The organism is Actinacidiphila cocklensis (assembly GCF_907177275.1).
Taxonomy (GTDB): Bacteria; Actinomycetota; Actinomycetes; order Streptomycetales; family Streptomycetaceae; genus Actinacidiphila; species Actinacidiphila cocklensis.
In genome coordinates, this window is sequence record NZ_CAJSLV010000097.1 from 23,390 (window position 1) to 37,222 (window position 13,833).

A 13,833-nucleotide genomic window follows, 5' to 3' on the forward strand; every position below is an offset into this window, starting at 1 on the left:
AGTCAAGGGAACCGGCTTCGCCATGTGCGCGCGGCGGCCGCGGGGCTCAGTTGTCGTAGGCGTCCAGCGGGGGGCAGGAGCAGACCAGGTTGCGGTCGCCGTACGCGCCGTCGATCCGCCGCACCGGCGGCCAGTACTTGTCGGCCGCGGACACCCCGGCGGGGAAGACCGCTTCCTGCCGGCTGTACGCGTGCTGCCAGTCGCCGCTCAGCGCCGCCGCGGTGTGCGGGGCGCCGCGCAGCGGGTTGTCGTCGGCGGGCCACTCGCCCGACCCGACCCGGTCGGCCTCGCCGCGGATCGCGATCATCGCCTCGCAGAAGCGGTCCAGCTCGGCCAGGTCCTCGCTCTCGGTGGGCTCGATCATCAAGGTGCCCGCCACGGGGAAGGACATGGTCGGCGCGTGGAAGCCGTAGTCGATCAGCCGCTTGGCGATGTCGTCGACGCTGACGCCGGTCTCCTTGGCCAGCGGGCGCAGGTCGATGATGCACTCGTGGGCGACCAGGCCGCCGGGGCCGGTGTAGAGCACCGGGTAGTGCGGCTCCAGGCGCTTGGCGACGTAGTTGGCGCTCAGCACGGCCTGCTGGGTGGCCTGCCTGAGCCCGTCGGCGCCCATCAGCCGCACGTAGGTCCAGGAGATCGGCAGTATGCCCGCCGAGCCCCAGGGCGCCGCCGAGATGGGCCCGACGCCCGTTGCGGGACCCGCGGCCGGCTGGAGCGGGTGGTTGGGGAGGTACGGCGCCAGGTGCGCGCGCACCGCGACCGGGCCGACGCCGGGGCCGCCGCCGCCGTGCGGGATGCAGAAGGTCTTGTGCAGGTTCAGGTGCGAGACGTCGGCGCCGAAGCGGCCGGGACGGGCGAGGCCCACCAGCGCGTTGAGGTTGGCGCCGTCCACGTAGACCTGGCCGCCCGCGTCGTGCACGGCGGCGCAGATGTCGGTGATGTTGTCCTCGAAGACACCGTGCGTGGAGGGATAGGTGACCATCAGCACGGCCAGCTGCTCGCGGTGCTGCTCGATCCTGGCGTTCAGGTCGGCGACGTCCACGTCGCCGTCCTGGCCGGTCTTGACCACCACGACCTTCATGCCCGCCATCACCGCGCTCGCGGCGTTGGTGCCGTGCGCGGAGGACGGGATCAGGCACACCGTACGGTCGGTGTCGCCGTTCGCCCGGTGGTACGCGCGGACCGCGAGCAGCCCGGCGAGCTCGCCCTGCGATCCGGCGTTCGGCTGCAGGCTGACCTTGTCGTATCCGGTGACCTCGGCGAGCTGGTCCTCCAGGCCGCGGATCAGGGTGAGGTAGCCCTCGGCCTGCTCTGCCGGCGCGAAGGGGTGCAGCGCGCCGAACTCCGGCCAGGTGACCGGCTCCATCTCGGTGGTCGCGTTGAGCTTCATGGTGCACGAGCCGAGCGGGATCATCCCGCGGTCCAGGGCGTAGTCGCGGTCGGCGAGCCGGCGCAAGTAGCGCAGCATGCCGGTCTCGCTGCGGTGCAGGTGGAAGACCGGGTGGGTCAGATACGGCTCGGTGCGCACCAGGGCGGCCGGCAGCGCGTCGGGCGCGGCGGCGTCGAGCGCGTCTATGTCGACGGTGGCGCCGGTGGCGCCGGTGGCGCCGAAGGCGGCCAGGACCGCGGTCAGCGCGGCGCGGTCGGTCGTCTCGTCGCAGGAGATGCCGACCAGGTCCGCGTCGGTCTGCCGCAGGTTGACGCCGGCCTCGCGGGCCGCGGCGACGACCTCGGCGGCCCGGCCGGGCACCCGTGCGGTGAGGGTGTCGAAGTAGCCGTCGTGGACGGTCTGCACGCCGGCCGCCCGCAGCCCTTCGGCCAGTACGGCCGCGTAGCGGTGGGTGCGGCGGGCGATCTGCGCCAGGCCCTCGGGGCCGTGGTAGACGGCGTACATCCCGGCCATCACGGCGAGCAGCACCTGTGCGGTGCAGATGTTGCTGGTGGCCTTCTCCCGGCGGATGTGCTGCTCGCGGGTCTGCAGGGCCAGCCGGTAGGCGGTGTCGCCGTCGGCGTCGACCGAGACCCCGACCAGGCGCCCGGGCAGGTTGCGGGCGTAGGACTCGCGCACCGCCATGTAGCCCGCGTGCGGTCCGCCGAAGCCCATGGGGACGCCGAAGCGCTGGGTGGTGCCGACGGCGATGTCCGCGCCGAGCGCGCCGGGCGAGGTGAGCAGGGTCAGCGCCAGCAGGTCGGCGGCCACGGTGACGACCGCGCCCAGCCCGTGCGCCTGCTCGATGACCGGCCGCAGGTCCCGTACGGCCCCGGAGGCTCCCGGGTACTGCAGCAGCACGCCGAAGACGCCGCGCTCGGCGACCTCGGCCGGGATGCCGTCGCTCAGGTCGGCCACCACGACCTCGACGCCGGCCGGCTCCGCGCGGGTGCCGATCACGGCGGTGGTCTGCGGGAAGGTGTCGGCGTCGATCAGGAAGACGCCGTTCTTGACCTTGCCGACCCGCCGGGACAGCGCCATCGCCTCGGCGGCCGCGGTGCCCTCGTCCAGCAGCGAGGCGCCGGAGGTGGGCAGCCCCGTGAGGTCGGCGACCATGGTCTGGAAGTTGATCAGGGCTTCGAGCCGGCCCTGCGAGATCTCCGGCTGGTAGGGCGTGTACGCCGTGTACCAGGCGGGGTTCTCCATGACGTTGCGCAGGATCACCGGCGGGGTGAAGGTGCCGTAGTAGCCGAGGCCGATCATCGGGGCCAGCACCTGGTTGCGGTCCGCCAGCGCGCGCAGTTCCGCCAGGACCTCGGCCTCGGTGCGGGCGGCGGGCAGCGCGAGCGCGGCGGCGCTCCTGATGGTGTCCGGTACGGCCGCGTCGGTCAGCTCGTCGAGCGAGCCGTACCCCACCTGGGCGAGCATCTTGGCCCGGTCCGCAGCGTCGGGGCCGATGTGGCGGCGGGCGAAGGGAAGGCCGGCTTCCAGCTCGGAGAGCGGGATGCGGGGGGCGGTCGGGTCAGTCATCTGCGGAGGCCTCCTGGTCTGCGACGACCTTCGGGGGTGCCCGGCGCGGGCACCCGTACGGCCTCCCCCTCTGTCATCAGTACCTGAGAGCTTCACCGCCCCTGCACGGGACGGCTTTCACCTTCGGTGAAGACCTGTCCCGTGAACGGCGTCGTTCCGGGGCGGGTCCTGCTTTCCAGAGTGACCTCGCCCCTGCGGTACGGATGCCTGAGAGATTCCGGGGAGGATTTGCTCCTTCGGCGCCTCCGAGATGCCGCTGTGGCATGTTCTCGGAGGACTCTCCCGCACGGGGTCTGCAGCCGGTGTCCAGCCTACCAGCGCCTTCCGGAGGGCGGCCGATCCGACATTCCGGTCGACATCACCCCTGATGTGGCTTTTGGTGGTAACCAACAGCAGTCGTCAGTGGTTGGAGGGACCGTGCAGACCGACATCGATCCGCGAAGCCTCATCGGCCGCCGTGCCCTCGACCGTGACGGTACGAAGATCGGCACGGTGGACGAGGTCTACCTCGACGACGCCACCGGTACGCCGGAGTGGGCGGCGGTACGGACCGGCCTGTTCACCCGCGACGCGTTCGTACCGCTGGAGCCGAGCGAGCTGGTGGACGACGCTCTGCGGGTGCCGTACAAGAAGTCCCTGATCAGGGACGCACCGGACTTCGGTGTGGGGCGGCACCTGTCGCCCGAGCAGGAGCTGCAGCTCTACCACCACTACGGCATGGACGTCCCGACCGCCGCGGACGGCGGCGGGGGCGGACCGCGGGACTTCGGCGAGATGGCGTCCGGAGACCAGCGGCCGGACAACAACGGCTGACCCCGCGCTCCGCGCTCATCCGCCTGCCGGACTCGGATGGCCGGTCAGCGCCGGCGGTTCCGCCCTGGACAGGGCGGGGTCGTCGACAGCGAAGGTGCGCACCCGGCCCGGCCCGCTGTCCGAGGGCACCTCGAAGCGGATCGTGACCCGGCCGACGCCGCTGCCCTGCACCCATCCGGCGCCGTGCTCGGCATGCTCCACGTCCTGGCCCGGCAGCCAGCGGTTGGCGCGCTCCGGCTCCGGCGGCGGGGCTACGGGCAACTCGGCCGGGGTGACCTGACCGGGCTCGGCGCCCGCCTCCGACTCGCGCAGCGTCTGGGCGGCCTGCGCGAAGAGGTCCTCCTGGGTGAAGTCGGCCAGTCCTGACACGCCGACCCCGAGCAGCCGCACCCCGCCGGTGGTGTCGACGGCCTCGGCGAGCCGGCGGGCGGTCTCCTTGACGACGGCCGGGTCGTCGGTGGGTGCCCGCAGCGTCTCGGAGCGGGTCAGCGTCGAGAAGTCGTAGCGCCGGATCTTCACCACCACCGTCCGCCCCGAGCGCCCGGCGCCCCGCAGCCGCTGGGCGCAGCGGTCGGCGAGCCGGTCGATCTCGAACCGCACCCGGGCGCGGTCGGTCAGGTCGGTGTCGAAGGTGTCCTCGACCGAGATCGACTTCACGTCCCGGTCGGCGACCACCGGGCGGTTGTCGAGCCCGGCGGCCATCGCGTGCAGCGAGCTGCCGTGCGCCTTGCCCAGCAGCCTGACCAGCTCGGGCTCCCCGGCCTGCGCGATCTCGGCGACGGTGAGGATGCCGGCCCGCCGCAGATGCTCGGCGGTGGCCGGTCCCACGCCCCACAGGGTGCGGACCGGCAGCGGGTCGAGCAGGGCGCGTTCGGTGCCCGGCTCGACCACCACCAGGCCGTCGGGCTTGGCCTGCTCGGAGGCGATCTTGGCGAGCAGCTTGGAGCCGGCCAGGCCGACCGAGGCGGTCAGGCCCGTCGCGGCCCGGATGTCCGCCCGCAGCCGCTCGGCGACCGCCCGCGGGTCGCCGGCCAGGTCGCCGGCCTCCAGGTCGACGAAGGCCTCGTCCAGGCTCAGCGGCTCTATCAGCGGCGAGACCTCGGCGAGCAGCGCCATCACGATGTCGCTGATCTGCCGGTAGATGCCGAAGCGCGGCACCAGATACGCGGCATTGGGGCACAGCCGGCGGGCGTGCGCCATGGCCATCGCGGAGTGCACGCCGTGCACGCGCGCCTCATAGGACGCGGTCGCCACCACGCCGCGGGGTCCGAGCCCGCCGACCACCACCGGCTTGCCCCGCAGGCTCGGCTTGGAGGCCTGCTCGACCGCGGCGAAGAACGCGTCCATGTCCAGATGGAGGATCGTCGGCGTACTTCTCACACCACCGATCGTGCCGCACGGCACCGACAATCGCCGTACACCTGTACGGCAGCGGTCTCCGCAGGCGGCTCAGACCGCCCGGTTGCGCCGTCTGGCCAGCTCGTCGGCCGGATTGTGGCCGACCAGGGTCTCGCCGGTGTCCACCCGCTCACCGTGCAGCTCGGACAGCGAGGCCTCGACGTCCCGCCAGACGACGCCCACCGCGATACCGAAGACCCCCTGGCCGCCCTGGAGCAGGTCGACGACCTCGGCGGGCGAAGCGCACTCGTAGACCGTGGCGCCGTCGCTCATCAGGGTCATCCTGGCCAGCTCGGCCGGGCCGACCGAACGCAGATGGCGTACCGCCGTGCGGATGTTCTGCAGCGAGACACCGGTGTCGAGGAGCCGCTTGACGATCTTGAGGACGACCACGTCGCGGAAGCTGTACAGCCGCTGGGTGCCCGAACCGTAGGCGGGGCGGACGCTGGGTTCGACCAGGCCCGTACGCGCCCAGTAGTCCAGCTGCCGGTAGGTGATGCCGGTGGCCGCACAGGCCGTGGGGCCGCGGTAGCCGATCTCCTCGGGCTCGGGGTCGCCGGCGGGTGCCGTCCCCGCCGCCCCCGGCTCCGTGGCGCGGGCCAGCGCCCCCCGGGTCGGATACGGGCCGCCGGTCGCCGAACCGTCGCCGGTGCTTCTCACGCCGCCCTCCGTCCTTCACGTCCCCAACACCGCGCGCACGTGCCACGGGACTTTCCACTTCGACGGTAGGCAGTCACCAGGGGTGCGTCAACGATCGCCACACTCGGCACGCCGAGTGAAAGTCACCCCACGAGTGGTTTGATGTGACCGGCACCGGGAACACCTCCCCGAATGGTCTCACCGTGGCAACCTTGCCCTCCCCAGGCGGGTCACTGGTTGCTGGTTCCGAAATCCTCCGGCGAGATCTGGTCGAGGAATTCGCGGAATTTCTCCACTTCGTCCTCCTGCTCGTCCGGGATCGCGATCCCGGCGTCGTCGAGCACCCCGTCGCTGCCGTAGATCGGTGTCCCGGTGCGCAGCGCGAGCGCTATGGCGTCCGAGGGACGGGCGCTGACCTCGACGCCGCTGGCGAAGACCAGCTCGGCGTAGAAGACACCTTCCCGCAGGTCAGTGATGCGGACCTCGGTGAGTGTCTGCCCCACGGCTTCCAGTACGTCCTTGAAAAGGTCGTGCGTCAGCGGTCGCGCAGGCGTCATTCCCTGCTGCGCGAAGGCGATGGCGGTGGCCTCTCCCGGCCCGATCCAGATGGGCAGGTACCGGTCGCCTCCCACTTCACGCAGGAGCACGATCGGTTGATTGGAGGGCATTTCCACCCGGACACCCACAACATCGAGCTCGTTCACACGTCAACCCTAGGACGTGCCTGCCGGGTTTGGGTAGTCGGGCACCCCGGGGACCGCCTGCAGGTGTCGCTCGAACACCGGGAGAACCCGGTCAGCGCAGGCGCAACCGCAGGGCGGACCGCACCATGGCCGCGTGCAGCCGTACGGACAGCTCGGCCAGCTCCTCCGCGGTGATCTCGGCGTGTCGGCGGGTCTGCGGGTTGCGGTGCCGGCGCAGCGGCGCCACCAGCTGCTCCACGAGGCCCGCCTCCCGGTCCGCCGCGGCCTTCACGGCCCGCAGATGACGCGGCTCCAGCCCGTGACGGCCCAGATCGGCGATCAGCCGGCCGATCACCACGGTGTCCGGGTCGTAGCCGCCGTCCCCACCGGCCTCCACCAGCCCGTAGGACTCCCACTGGTCCAGTTCCGCCGCCTCCGCCCCGGTGGCCGCCAGCAGTTCCGCACGGCCCACCCGCAGCTCCTGAGGGGGGCGCAGGGCGCTCTCAGGGGCCTCCTGCGGCTGCGCGGGCGCATCACCGGCCCGACCGGGCAGCGCGGGCTGCTCGCCCCTGTCCAGGCCCTCCAGATGCTCCTTGATCACCCGCAGCGGCAGATAGTGGTCCCGCTGCATCCGCAGGACGTACGCCAGGCGGCGTACGTCCTCCTCGGCGAATTTGCGGTACCCCGACGGGGTGCGCTGCGGTTCGACCAGGCCCTCCGCCTCCAGGAAGCGGATCTTGGAGATCGTGACTTCGGGAAACTCGGCCCGCAGCTGCCCCAGCACCGCTCCGATGCTCAGCAGTGCGCCGTCCGTGGTGGCGGTGCCGTCCCCGGCACCGCCCGGCGTTCGCGGCATGAGCACCCTTCTGGAAGGCGGGGTCCTCCCGGACCAGGCCGGGAAGGGGTCAGATGCCCCGCTGGCTCGCGTAGAAGACCAGCCGGTACTTGCCGATCTGCACCTCGTCGCCGTTGGACAGCGTCACCGCGTCGATCCGCTCCCGGTTGACGTAGGTGCCGTTCAGGCTGCCCACATCCGAGACGGTGAAGTAGCCGTCGTGGCCGCGGCGGAACTCGACATGCCGCCGGGAGACCGTCACGTCGTCCAGGAAGATGTCGCTCTGCGGATGCCGGCCGGCCGTGGTCAGCTCGCCGTCCAGCAGGAAGCGGCTGCCCGAGTTCGGACCGCGGCGCACCACCAGCAGCGCGGAGCCGGGCGGCAGCGCGTCGACGGCGGCCTGCGCCTCGGGCGACAGCGACGGCGTGAGGATCTGGCCGGTGGCCTCGGCCTCGTACGCCTCGATGCCCGAGATCGAGATCGTGGACGTGGTCTCCGACGCGCGCTCACCCGGGGCACCGCCCGGACGCAGCGGGGCGCCGCAGTTGGAGCAGAAGCGGCTGGCCGCCGCATTCGTGAAACCGCACCTGCCGCAGACCGGCAAACCGAACCCTCCACCCGTGGTCGAGGTTGATGGTTCCCCGGAACCTATGCGAGCGGAGGACGCAGGGTCAACAGGCGCCACGCCGGGCGCACCGGAATACCCGCCCCTGCCCTGCCCGTCGTTCCTGAACAGCGGGCGGTCGGCGGACTGCTCGTCCTCACCGATGCCGCGCGGCGCACGGTGCCGTGCGGTCGCCGGGTCACCCGACTGCCGCGCGCTCTTGCCGAACAACTTCCCAAACAACTTCACGGGCGATTCCCCTTGAACGACGCAGACCCGCCCGTAAGGCAGGACGAACCCTCACTACACACAGTTTCCACCACGCAACAGTCCACCGACGCCCCGACCCCCCGCCTCACCGGTTTGACGACCGAGCGTAGTCAGGCTGCTTCAACGGCCGCAAGGCGTCCACGACGATCTTCTGCGACCTCACCACATCAGCCGTGGCCTGCTCCTTCTCCAGCGTCTGCACGACCCCGCCCGGGATGTTCAGCGCCGGCTCCAGATCCTGCGGATTGCCGATCACCTTGAAGACGTACGGCTGGGACACCTGCCGGCCGTCGATCAGCACCCCGTTCGTACCGTCCGTGAAGTACGTGTCGGCGACCACCCGCACATCGTTGATCTGGATCGCCTCGGCACCGGCCGCCCGCAGTTCCTGCAGCGTGTCCAGCAGCGAGTCCGCCGCGACACCGCCGTGCGGGTCGGTGATCGTCAGCGTGATACCCGGACCTTCCGCGGCGACGGTGCCCGCAAGGATACCGAGCTGCTGCTCCTTCTGCCGGGTCTGCTTGAGCGCCTCCGCGGCCTGGTCGGAGCTGGACTGCAGCTCGCTGCGCTGCGTTTCGAGGCCGCGCTTCTCGTCCTCCAGGCGCTGTGTGCGGTTGTCCACCTCGGTGAGGATGCGGACCAGGTCCTCCTGGCGGGCGCCGCGCAGGGTGCCGCCGTTGTCGCTGGTCGTGTTCACCTGGATGGCCAGGCCGAGGCCCAGCACGAACAGCAGCACCGCGACCGTCAACTGGGCGCGCGAGGCACGCGGCGGCCACAGCCCGGCGACCAGCCGCTGCCGCCCGCTGGGCGGCCGTGCGTCCGGCTTGCCGGCGGTGGCGGGCTCGGCGGGGGTCGCGGCCTCGCCGTGCGCGTCCTCGGCGTCGTGGTTGTGCTCGTCGCTCATACCGCGGTCACGCCCGGAAGACGTGGCGGCGGATGGCCGCGGCGTTGGAGAAGATCCGGATCCCGAGGACGACCACGACACCGGTCGACAGCTGCGCGCCCACCCCGAGCTTGTCGCCGAGGAAGACGATCAGCGCGGCCACCACCACGTTGGACAGGAAGGAGACCACGAAGACCTTGTCGTCGAAGATCCCGTCGAGCATCGCGCGCAGCCCGCCGAAGACGGCGTCGAGCGCGGCGACCACGGCGATCGGGAGATACGGCTCGACCCCGGTGGGCACCACGGGGCGCACCACGAGCCCGACCACGACTCCGACGACGAGGCCCAGTACGGCGATCACTGCGAACCCTTCCCTGTTGCGGCGTTGTCCGCCTGCCCGCTGCCGCCCGAGACCGGCCGGGCATAGCGCACGATCAGGCTGGGAGCGGCCGGCAGGCGGACGTCCTTCTCCACGGTGACGCTCGCCCGGATCCCGTAGTTCTCCTGAAGCACGTGCAGATACTGACCGTCCGCACTGTCCTGGAACGCCGTGCTCAGCTTTTCCCCGTCACCGATCGCCAGCACCGTATACGGCGGCACCAGCGGTCTGTTGTCGACCAGTATGGCGTCCCCCGCGGCCCGGATCGCCGACAGTGCCGTCAACCGCTGCCCGTTGACGCTGACCGCCTCCGCGCCGGACGCCCACAGGCCGTTCACCACACGCTGCATGTCGCGGTCGCGGACCCGCCCGGTGTCGGAGAACCCGCTGCTCTCCCGCGGGCCGCCGGTGCCGCCCTGGGAGGCCTCCTTGGCGTCGTCCACGACCAGCTCGACCCCGGGGCCCTGTATTGGGGTGGCACCCGTCAGCAGTTCGAGCAGCGCGGTGTTGTCGCCGCCGTGGTTCTGCAGGGCGGCGCGCTGCTCGGCGGACACGGTGTCGCGCAGGGTGTCGACGCTCTTCTGCAGGCTGTCCGCGCTCCTCGTCTCGGTCTGGACCCTGTCGATCAGCTTCTGCCGCTCCTTGGCCGCCGTGGGGGCCGCCCGGTGTGCCTGGGCGGCCCCCACGGTGACCACGATCGCGGCGAGCACCAGTCCCGCGGCAAGACCGAGCCGGCCGCTGAGCGAGGTGGGCAGCCGCGAGGTGCCGACCTGGCCGCGGCGGGCGGCCGCCTCGGCGTACCCGTCGTCGAGACTGTGCTCCATGACGTTGGTGAGCAGGGACATCGACGCGTCGGGCCGCCGCTGGGGAGCCCCGGGCGCGGGACTGCTCCGATCGGGTTGCGGCTGCGGCATGCCGCACATCGTCGCACGTCGGGACCACCACACTCGAATGGCCCCCTCACGACGCGCCGCCCGGGTGCCCGATCACCCGGGACCGCCGCCCGGCCCGCCTCCGGGCGGCTCGCCGTCCTACCGCGCGGTCACTCCCCCGCGCCCTCCACGACCTGCGACCACTCGTCCAGCAGTGCCTGCGCGGACGTGTCGTCCGGGCCTTCCGCCCACAGGTGGGTGACCGCTTCCGCGGGGTCGGGCAGCACCATGATCCAGCGCCCGTCGGACTCCACGACCCGTACGCCGTCGGTGGTGTCCACGGAGCGCTCGCCGGCCTCCTCGACCACCCGGCGCATCACCGAGCCCTTGACCGCCCACGGGGTCGGCACGTCCCGCTTGAGCACGTGCGCCTGCGGGATACGGGCGTCGATCTGGCTGAGGGTGAGCTGCGTGCGCGCCACCAGGCCGATGAGCCGCACGAAGGCGGCGGAGCCGTCGAAGACGCTGCTGAACTCCGGCACGATGAAGCCGCCGCCGGCGTCGCCGCCGAAGATCGTGCCCTCCTCGCGCCCGACCCGCGTCAGGTCGTCGGGCGACGTCGTCGTCCAGGTGACCTGGGTGCCGTGGTACGCGGCCACCTGCTCGGCGATCCTGGTCGTGGTGACCGGCAGCGCCACCCGCCCGCTGCGCCGCTCGGCGGCCACCAGGTCGAGCAGCACCAGCAGCGCACGGTGGTCCTCCACGATCCGCCCGCGCTCGTCCACCAGCGACAGCCGCTCGCCGACCGGGTCGAACCGCACACCGAACGCGGCCCGCGCCGACGACACGATCTCGCCGAGCCGTACGAGCCCGGCCCTGCGGGTCTCCTCGGTCTCGGTGGGGCGTGCCTCGTCCAGACCGGGGTTGACCATGAGCGAGTCCACCCCGAGCCGTCCGAGCAGCGAGGGCAGGACGAGCCCCGCGCTGCCGTTGGCGGCGTCCACCACGACCTTCAGACCCGACTCCGCGATACCGGAGATGTCCACCGCACGCAGCAGCGCGCCGGTGTAGGAGTCGAAGACCGTCGAGGGGAAGCGCAGGTCGCCGATCTCGCCGGGGAAGGCCCTGCGGTACTCCTGCCGGGCGAAGACCCGGTCGAGTTTGCGCTGGCCGGCCGCGGAGAGGTCGGCGCCGCGCTCGTCGAAGAACATGATGTCGAGGGAGTCGGGACGGCCGGGCGAGGTGCGGATCATGATGCCGCCGGCACTGCCGCGTGCGGTCTGCTGGCGGGCCACCGGCATAGGCACGTTCTCCAGGTCCCGCACCTCGATCGCACTGGTCTGCAGCGCCGAGATGACCGCGCGTTTGAGTGCGCGCGCACCACGGGAGTGGTCACGGGCCGTGGTGACCGTGGCGCCCTTCTTCAGCGTCGTGGCGTACGCCCCCGCCAGCCGTACGGCCAGCTCGGGTGTGATCTCCACGTTCAGGATGCCGGAGACCCCGCGGGCGCCGAACAGATGCGCCTGGCCGCGGGACTCCCAGATGACGGAGGTGTTGACGAAGGCGCCCGCCTCGACCGTCTTGAAGGGGTAGACCCGCACGGTGCCGGCGATGATCGACTCCTCGCCGATCAGGCACTCGTCGCCGATCACCGCCCCGTCGTCGATCCGGGCGGCCCGCATCACATCGGTGTTCTTGCCGATCACGCACCCGCGCAGGTTCGTCTGCGGGCCGATGTAGACGTTGTCGTGGATCACGGCCTTGTGCAGGAACGCGCCGGACTTCACGACGACGTTGGAGCCGATGACGCTGTGTTCGCGGATCTCGGCGCCGGCCTCGACCTTGGCGTAGTCGCCGATGAACAGCGGCCCGCGCAGCACCGCGTCCGGGTGCACCTCGGCGCCTTCCGCGACCCATACGCCCGGGGCGATCTCGAAGCCGTCGACGTCGACGTCGACCTTGCCTTCGAGCACGTCTGCCTGGGCCTTCACATAGCTCTCGTGGGTGCCGACGTCCTCCCAGTAGCCCTCGGCGATGAAGCCGTAGATGGGCTTGCCCTCCTTCATCAACTGCGGGAAGACGTCACCCGACCAGTCGACCGGCACGTCGGCCTCGACGTAGTCGAAGACCTCGGGCTCCATGACGTAGATACCGGTGTTCACGGTGTCGGAGAAGACCTGGCCCCAGGTCGGCTTCTCGAGGAAGCGCTCGACCCTGCCCTCGTCGTCGACGATGGTGATGCCGAACTCCAGCGGGTTGGGCACGCGGGTCAGGCAGACGGTGACGAGGCCGCCCTTCTGCTTGTGGAACTCGATCAGCTCGGTGAGGTCGAAATCCGTGAGCGCGTCGCCCGAGATCACCAGGAACGAGTCGTCCTTCAGGGCGTCCTCGGCGTTCTTGACGCTGCCCGCGGTACCGAGCGGCTTCTCCTCGTTCGCGTAGGTCAGCTCCATTCCGAATTCCTCGCCGTCCCCGAAATAATTCTTCACGAGGGATGCGAGAAACTGGACTGTGACGACCGTCTCAGTGAGTCCGTGCCTCTTGAGCAGCGTCAGAACGTGCTGCATGATCGGCCGATTCACGACTGGGAGCAGAGGTTTGGGCATGCTTGAGGTCATTGGGCGAAGGCGGGTACCTTCGCCTCCGGCCATAACAACCGCTTTCATGTCGGAAACATCCTCCTCAGGACTCAGTCGGCCGTGGTGTCCGCCCTCACAAGTCGGCGGACCTGCACCACGTAGAGGATCCCTGCCCACCAGTACAGGGTTGTACCCCAACCTGTGAAAGCCCAGCCGAAAACAGCCGCCAGGGTCGCAAGCCAACCGCTGCCGTCGCTGAGCAGCAGCAGCGGAAAGGCGTACATGAGGTTGAAGGTAGCCGCTTTCCCGATGAAGTTCACCTGGGGTGGGCCGTATCGGTGCCTCGTAAGAATCAGCAGCATCACTGCCATCATCGCCTCACGGGCGAGGAGCAGGATGGTGATCCACAGCGGCAGGATGTCCCGCCAGGTGAGGCCTACCAGGGTGGACAGCACATACAGCCGGTCGGCGGCGGGATCGAGCAGCCGGCCGAGGTTGCTGATCTGATTCCAGCGCCGCGCCAGCTTGCCGTCCAGGTAGTCGCTCACCCCGCTGAACGCCAGCACCAGGAGTGCCCAACCGTCAGCCTTGGGACCACCGAACTCGGGCCACAGAATCAGCCACAGGAACACCGGTACACCGACGAGGCGGGCCATACTCAGGATGTTCGGGATCGTGAAGATCCGATCCGTTTGGACCCGTGTCTCCTGGACCTCCACCGGGGTCCCCTCCTGCTGTATCTCCGTACGAACGTTGCGGGCCGACTCTACCCCAGGCACAAAAAAGGCCTGGCCCCGGATCAATGATCCGAGGCCAGGCCTCTAATAATTGTTCGGCGGCGTCCTACTCTCCCACAGGGTCCCCCCTGCAGTACCATCGGCGCTGAAAGGCTTAGCTTCCGGGTTCGGAATGTAACCGG

At 70.8% G+C, this 13,833-nt stretch carries 12 protein-coding genes, 1 rRNA gene and 2 riboswitches; of the genes, 1 reads left to right on the forward strand and 12 read right to left on the reverse strand.

What is annotated here, in order from left to right:
• Positions 1-46: 46 nt before the first annotated feature.
• Entirely contained in the window at positions 47-2,959 is a 2,913-nt protein-coding gene (gene gcvP, locus NFU81_RS34410) for an aminomethyl-transferring glycine dehydrogenase (RefSeq protein ID WP_251499161.1), read from the reverse strand.
• A gap of 63 nt (positions 2,960-3,022) precedes the next feature.
• Positions 3,023-3,143, reverse strand: a riboswitch (glycine riboswitch).
• Between the two features lies 1 nt (position 3,144).
• Positions 3,145-3,254, reverse strand: a riboswitch (glycine riboswitch).
• A 122-nt stretch (positions 3,255-3,376) separates the two neighbouring features.
• Here gcvP and NFU81_RS34415 point away from each other — a divergent pair.
• Positions 3,377-3,772: a PRC-barrel domain-containing protein gene (locus tag NFU81_RS34415; protein ID WP_251499164.1), complete on the forward strand. Its 396-nt coding sequence runs from the start codon at positions 3,377-3,379 to the stop codon at positions 3,770-3,772.
• Between the two features lie 15 nt (positions 3,773-3,787).
• Here the strand turns inward: NFU81_RS34415 and NFU81_RS34420 are convergent, their stop codons facing one another.
• From NFU81_RS34420 to rrf, 11 genes are all read right to left on the reverse strand, one after another.
• Positions 3,788-5,152, reverse strand: a complete 1,365-nt coding sequence (locus NFU81_RS34420) for a DNA polymerase IV (protein WP_251499166.1) — start codon at positions 5,150-5,152, stop codon at positions 3,788-3,790.
• 69 nt (positions 5,153-5,221) lie between these two features.
• Positions 5,222-5,830, reverse strand: coding sequence for a MerR family transcriptional regulator (locus NFU81_RS34425; protein WP_251499169.1), 609 nt, complete (start codon positions 5,828-5,830; stop codon positions 5,222-5,224).
• 209 nt (positions 5,831-6,039) lie between these two features.
• Positions 6,040-6,513 carry a bifunctional nuclease family protein gene (locus NFU81_RS34430; RefSeq protein WP_031518684.1) on the reverse strand — a complete coding sequence of 158 codons (474 nt, stop codon included), beginning with the start codon at positions 6,511-6,513 and terminating at the stop codon, positions 6,040-6,042.
• A 91-nt stretch (positions 6,514-6,604) separates the two neighbouring features.
• Complete coding sequence (gene ftsR / locus NFU81_RS34435; RefSeq protein ID WP_251499172.1) at positions 6,605-7,348, reverse strand: transcriptional regulator FtsR; 744 nt, start codon at positions 7,346-7,348, stop codon at positions 6,605-6,607.
• 49 nt (positions 7,349-7,397) lie between these two features.
• Positions 7,398-8,222, reverse strand: a complete 825-nt coding sequence (locus NFU81_RS41490) for an FHA domain-containing protein (RefSeq protein ID WP_422665365.1) — start codon at positions 8,220-8,222, stop codon at positions 7,398-7,400.
• A 64-nt stretch (positions 8,223-8,286) separates the two neighbouring features.
• The gene (locus NFU81_RS34445) at positions 8,287-9,105 is read right to left on the reverse strand and encodes a DUF881 domain-containing protein (RefSeq protein ID WP_251499175.1); all 819 of its coding nucleotides are present in this window, start codon (positions 9,103-9,105) and stop codon (positions 8,287-8,289) included.
• A gap of 7 nt (positions 9,106-9,112) precedes the next feature.
• Positions 9,113-9,445 (reverse strand): small basic family protein, encoded by a 333-nt coding sequence (locus tag NFU81_RS34450; protein WP_033175851.1) that lies wholly within the window; start codon positions 9,443-9,445, stop codon positions 9,113-9,115.
• Positions 9,442-10,386, reverse strand: coding sequence for a DUF881 domain-containing protein (locus tag NFU81_RS34455; protein ID WP_251499177.1), 945 nt, complete (start codon positions 10,384-10,386; stop codon positions 9,442-9,444). Before NFU81_RS34455 ends, NFU81_RS34450 begins: the two co-directional genes overlap by 4 nt.
• A gap of 119 nt (positions 10,387-10,505) precedes the next feature.
• On the reverse strand, positions 10,506-13,001 hold the full coding sequence (locus tag NFU81_RS34460) for a mannose-1-phosphate guanyltransferase (protein WP_251499179.1): 2,496 nt from the start codon (positions 12,999-13,001) through the stop codon (positions 10,506-10,508).
• Positions 13,002-13,024: 23 nt separating this feature from the next.
• Positions 13,025-13,633 carry a cardiolipin synthase ClsA gene (gene clsA / locus NFU81_RS34465; protein WP_251499182.1) on the reverse strand — a complete coding sequence of 203 codons (609 nt, stop codon included), beginning with the start codon at positions 13,631-13,633 and terminating at the stop codon, positions 13,025-13,027.
• A gap of 111 nt (positions 13,634-13,744) precedes the next feature.
• Positions 13,745-13,833, reverse strand: a 5S ribosomal RNA gene (gene rrf / locus NFU81_RS34470); the annotation flags it as partial.

What these genes read in the sequence shown, in the direction of transcription:
- gcvP (WP_251499161.1), bottom strand. Translation starts at nt 2,959, where the DNA reads ATGACTGACCCGACCGCCCCCCGCATCCCGCTCTCCGAGCTGGAAGCC.
- ftsR (WP_251499172.1), bottom strand. Translation starts at nt 7,348, where the DNA reads ATGCCGCGAACGCCGGGCGGTGCCGGGGACGGCACCGCCACCACGGAC.
- NFU81_RS34445 (WP_251499175.1), bottom strand. Translation starts at nt 9,105, where the DNA reads ATGAGCGACGAGCACAACCACGACGCCGAGGACGCGCACGGCGAGGCC.
- NFU81_RS34455 (WP_251499177.1), bottom strand. Translation starts at nt 10,386, where the DNA reads ATGTGCGGCATGCCGCAGCCGCAACCCGATCGGAGCAGTCCCGCGCCC.
- NFU81_RS34460 (WP_251499179.1), bottom strand. Translation starts at nt 13,001, where the DNA reads ATGAAAGCGGTTGTTATGGCCGGAGGCGAAGGTACCCGCCTTCGCCCA.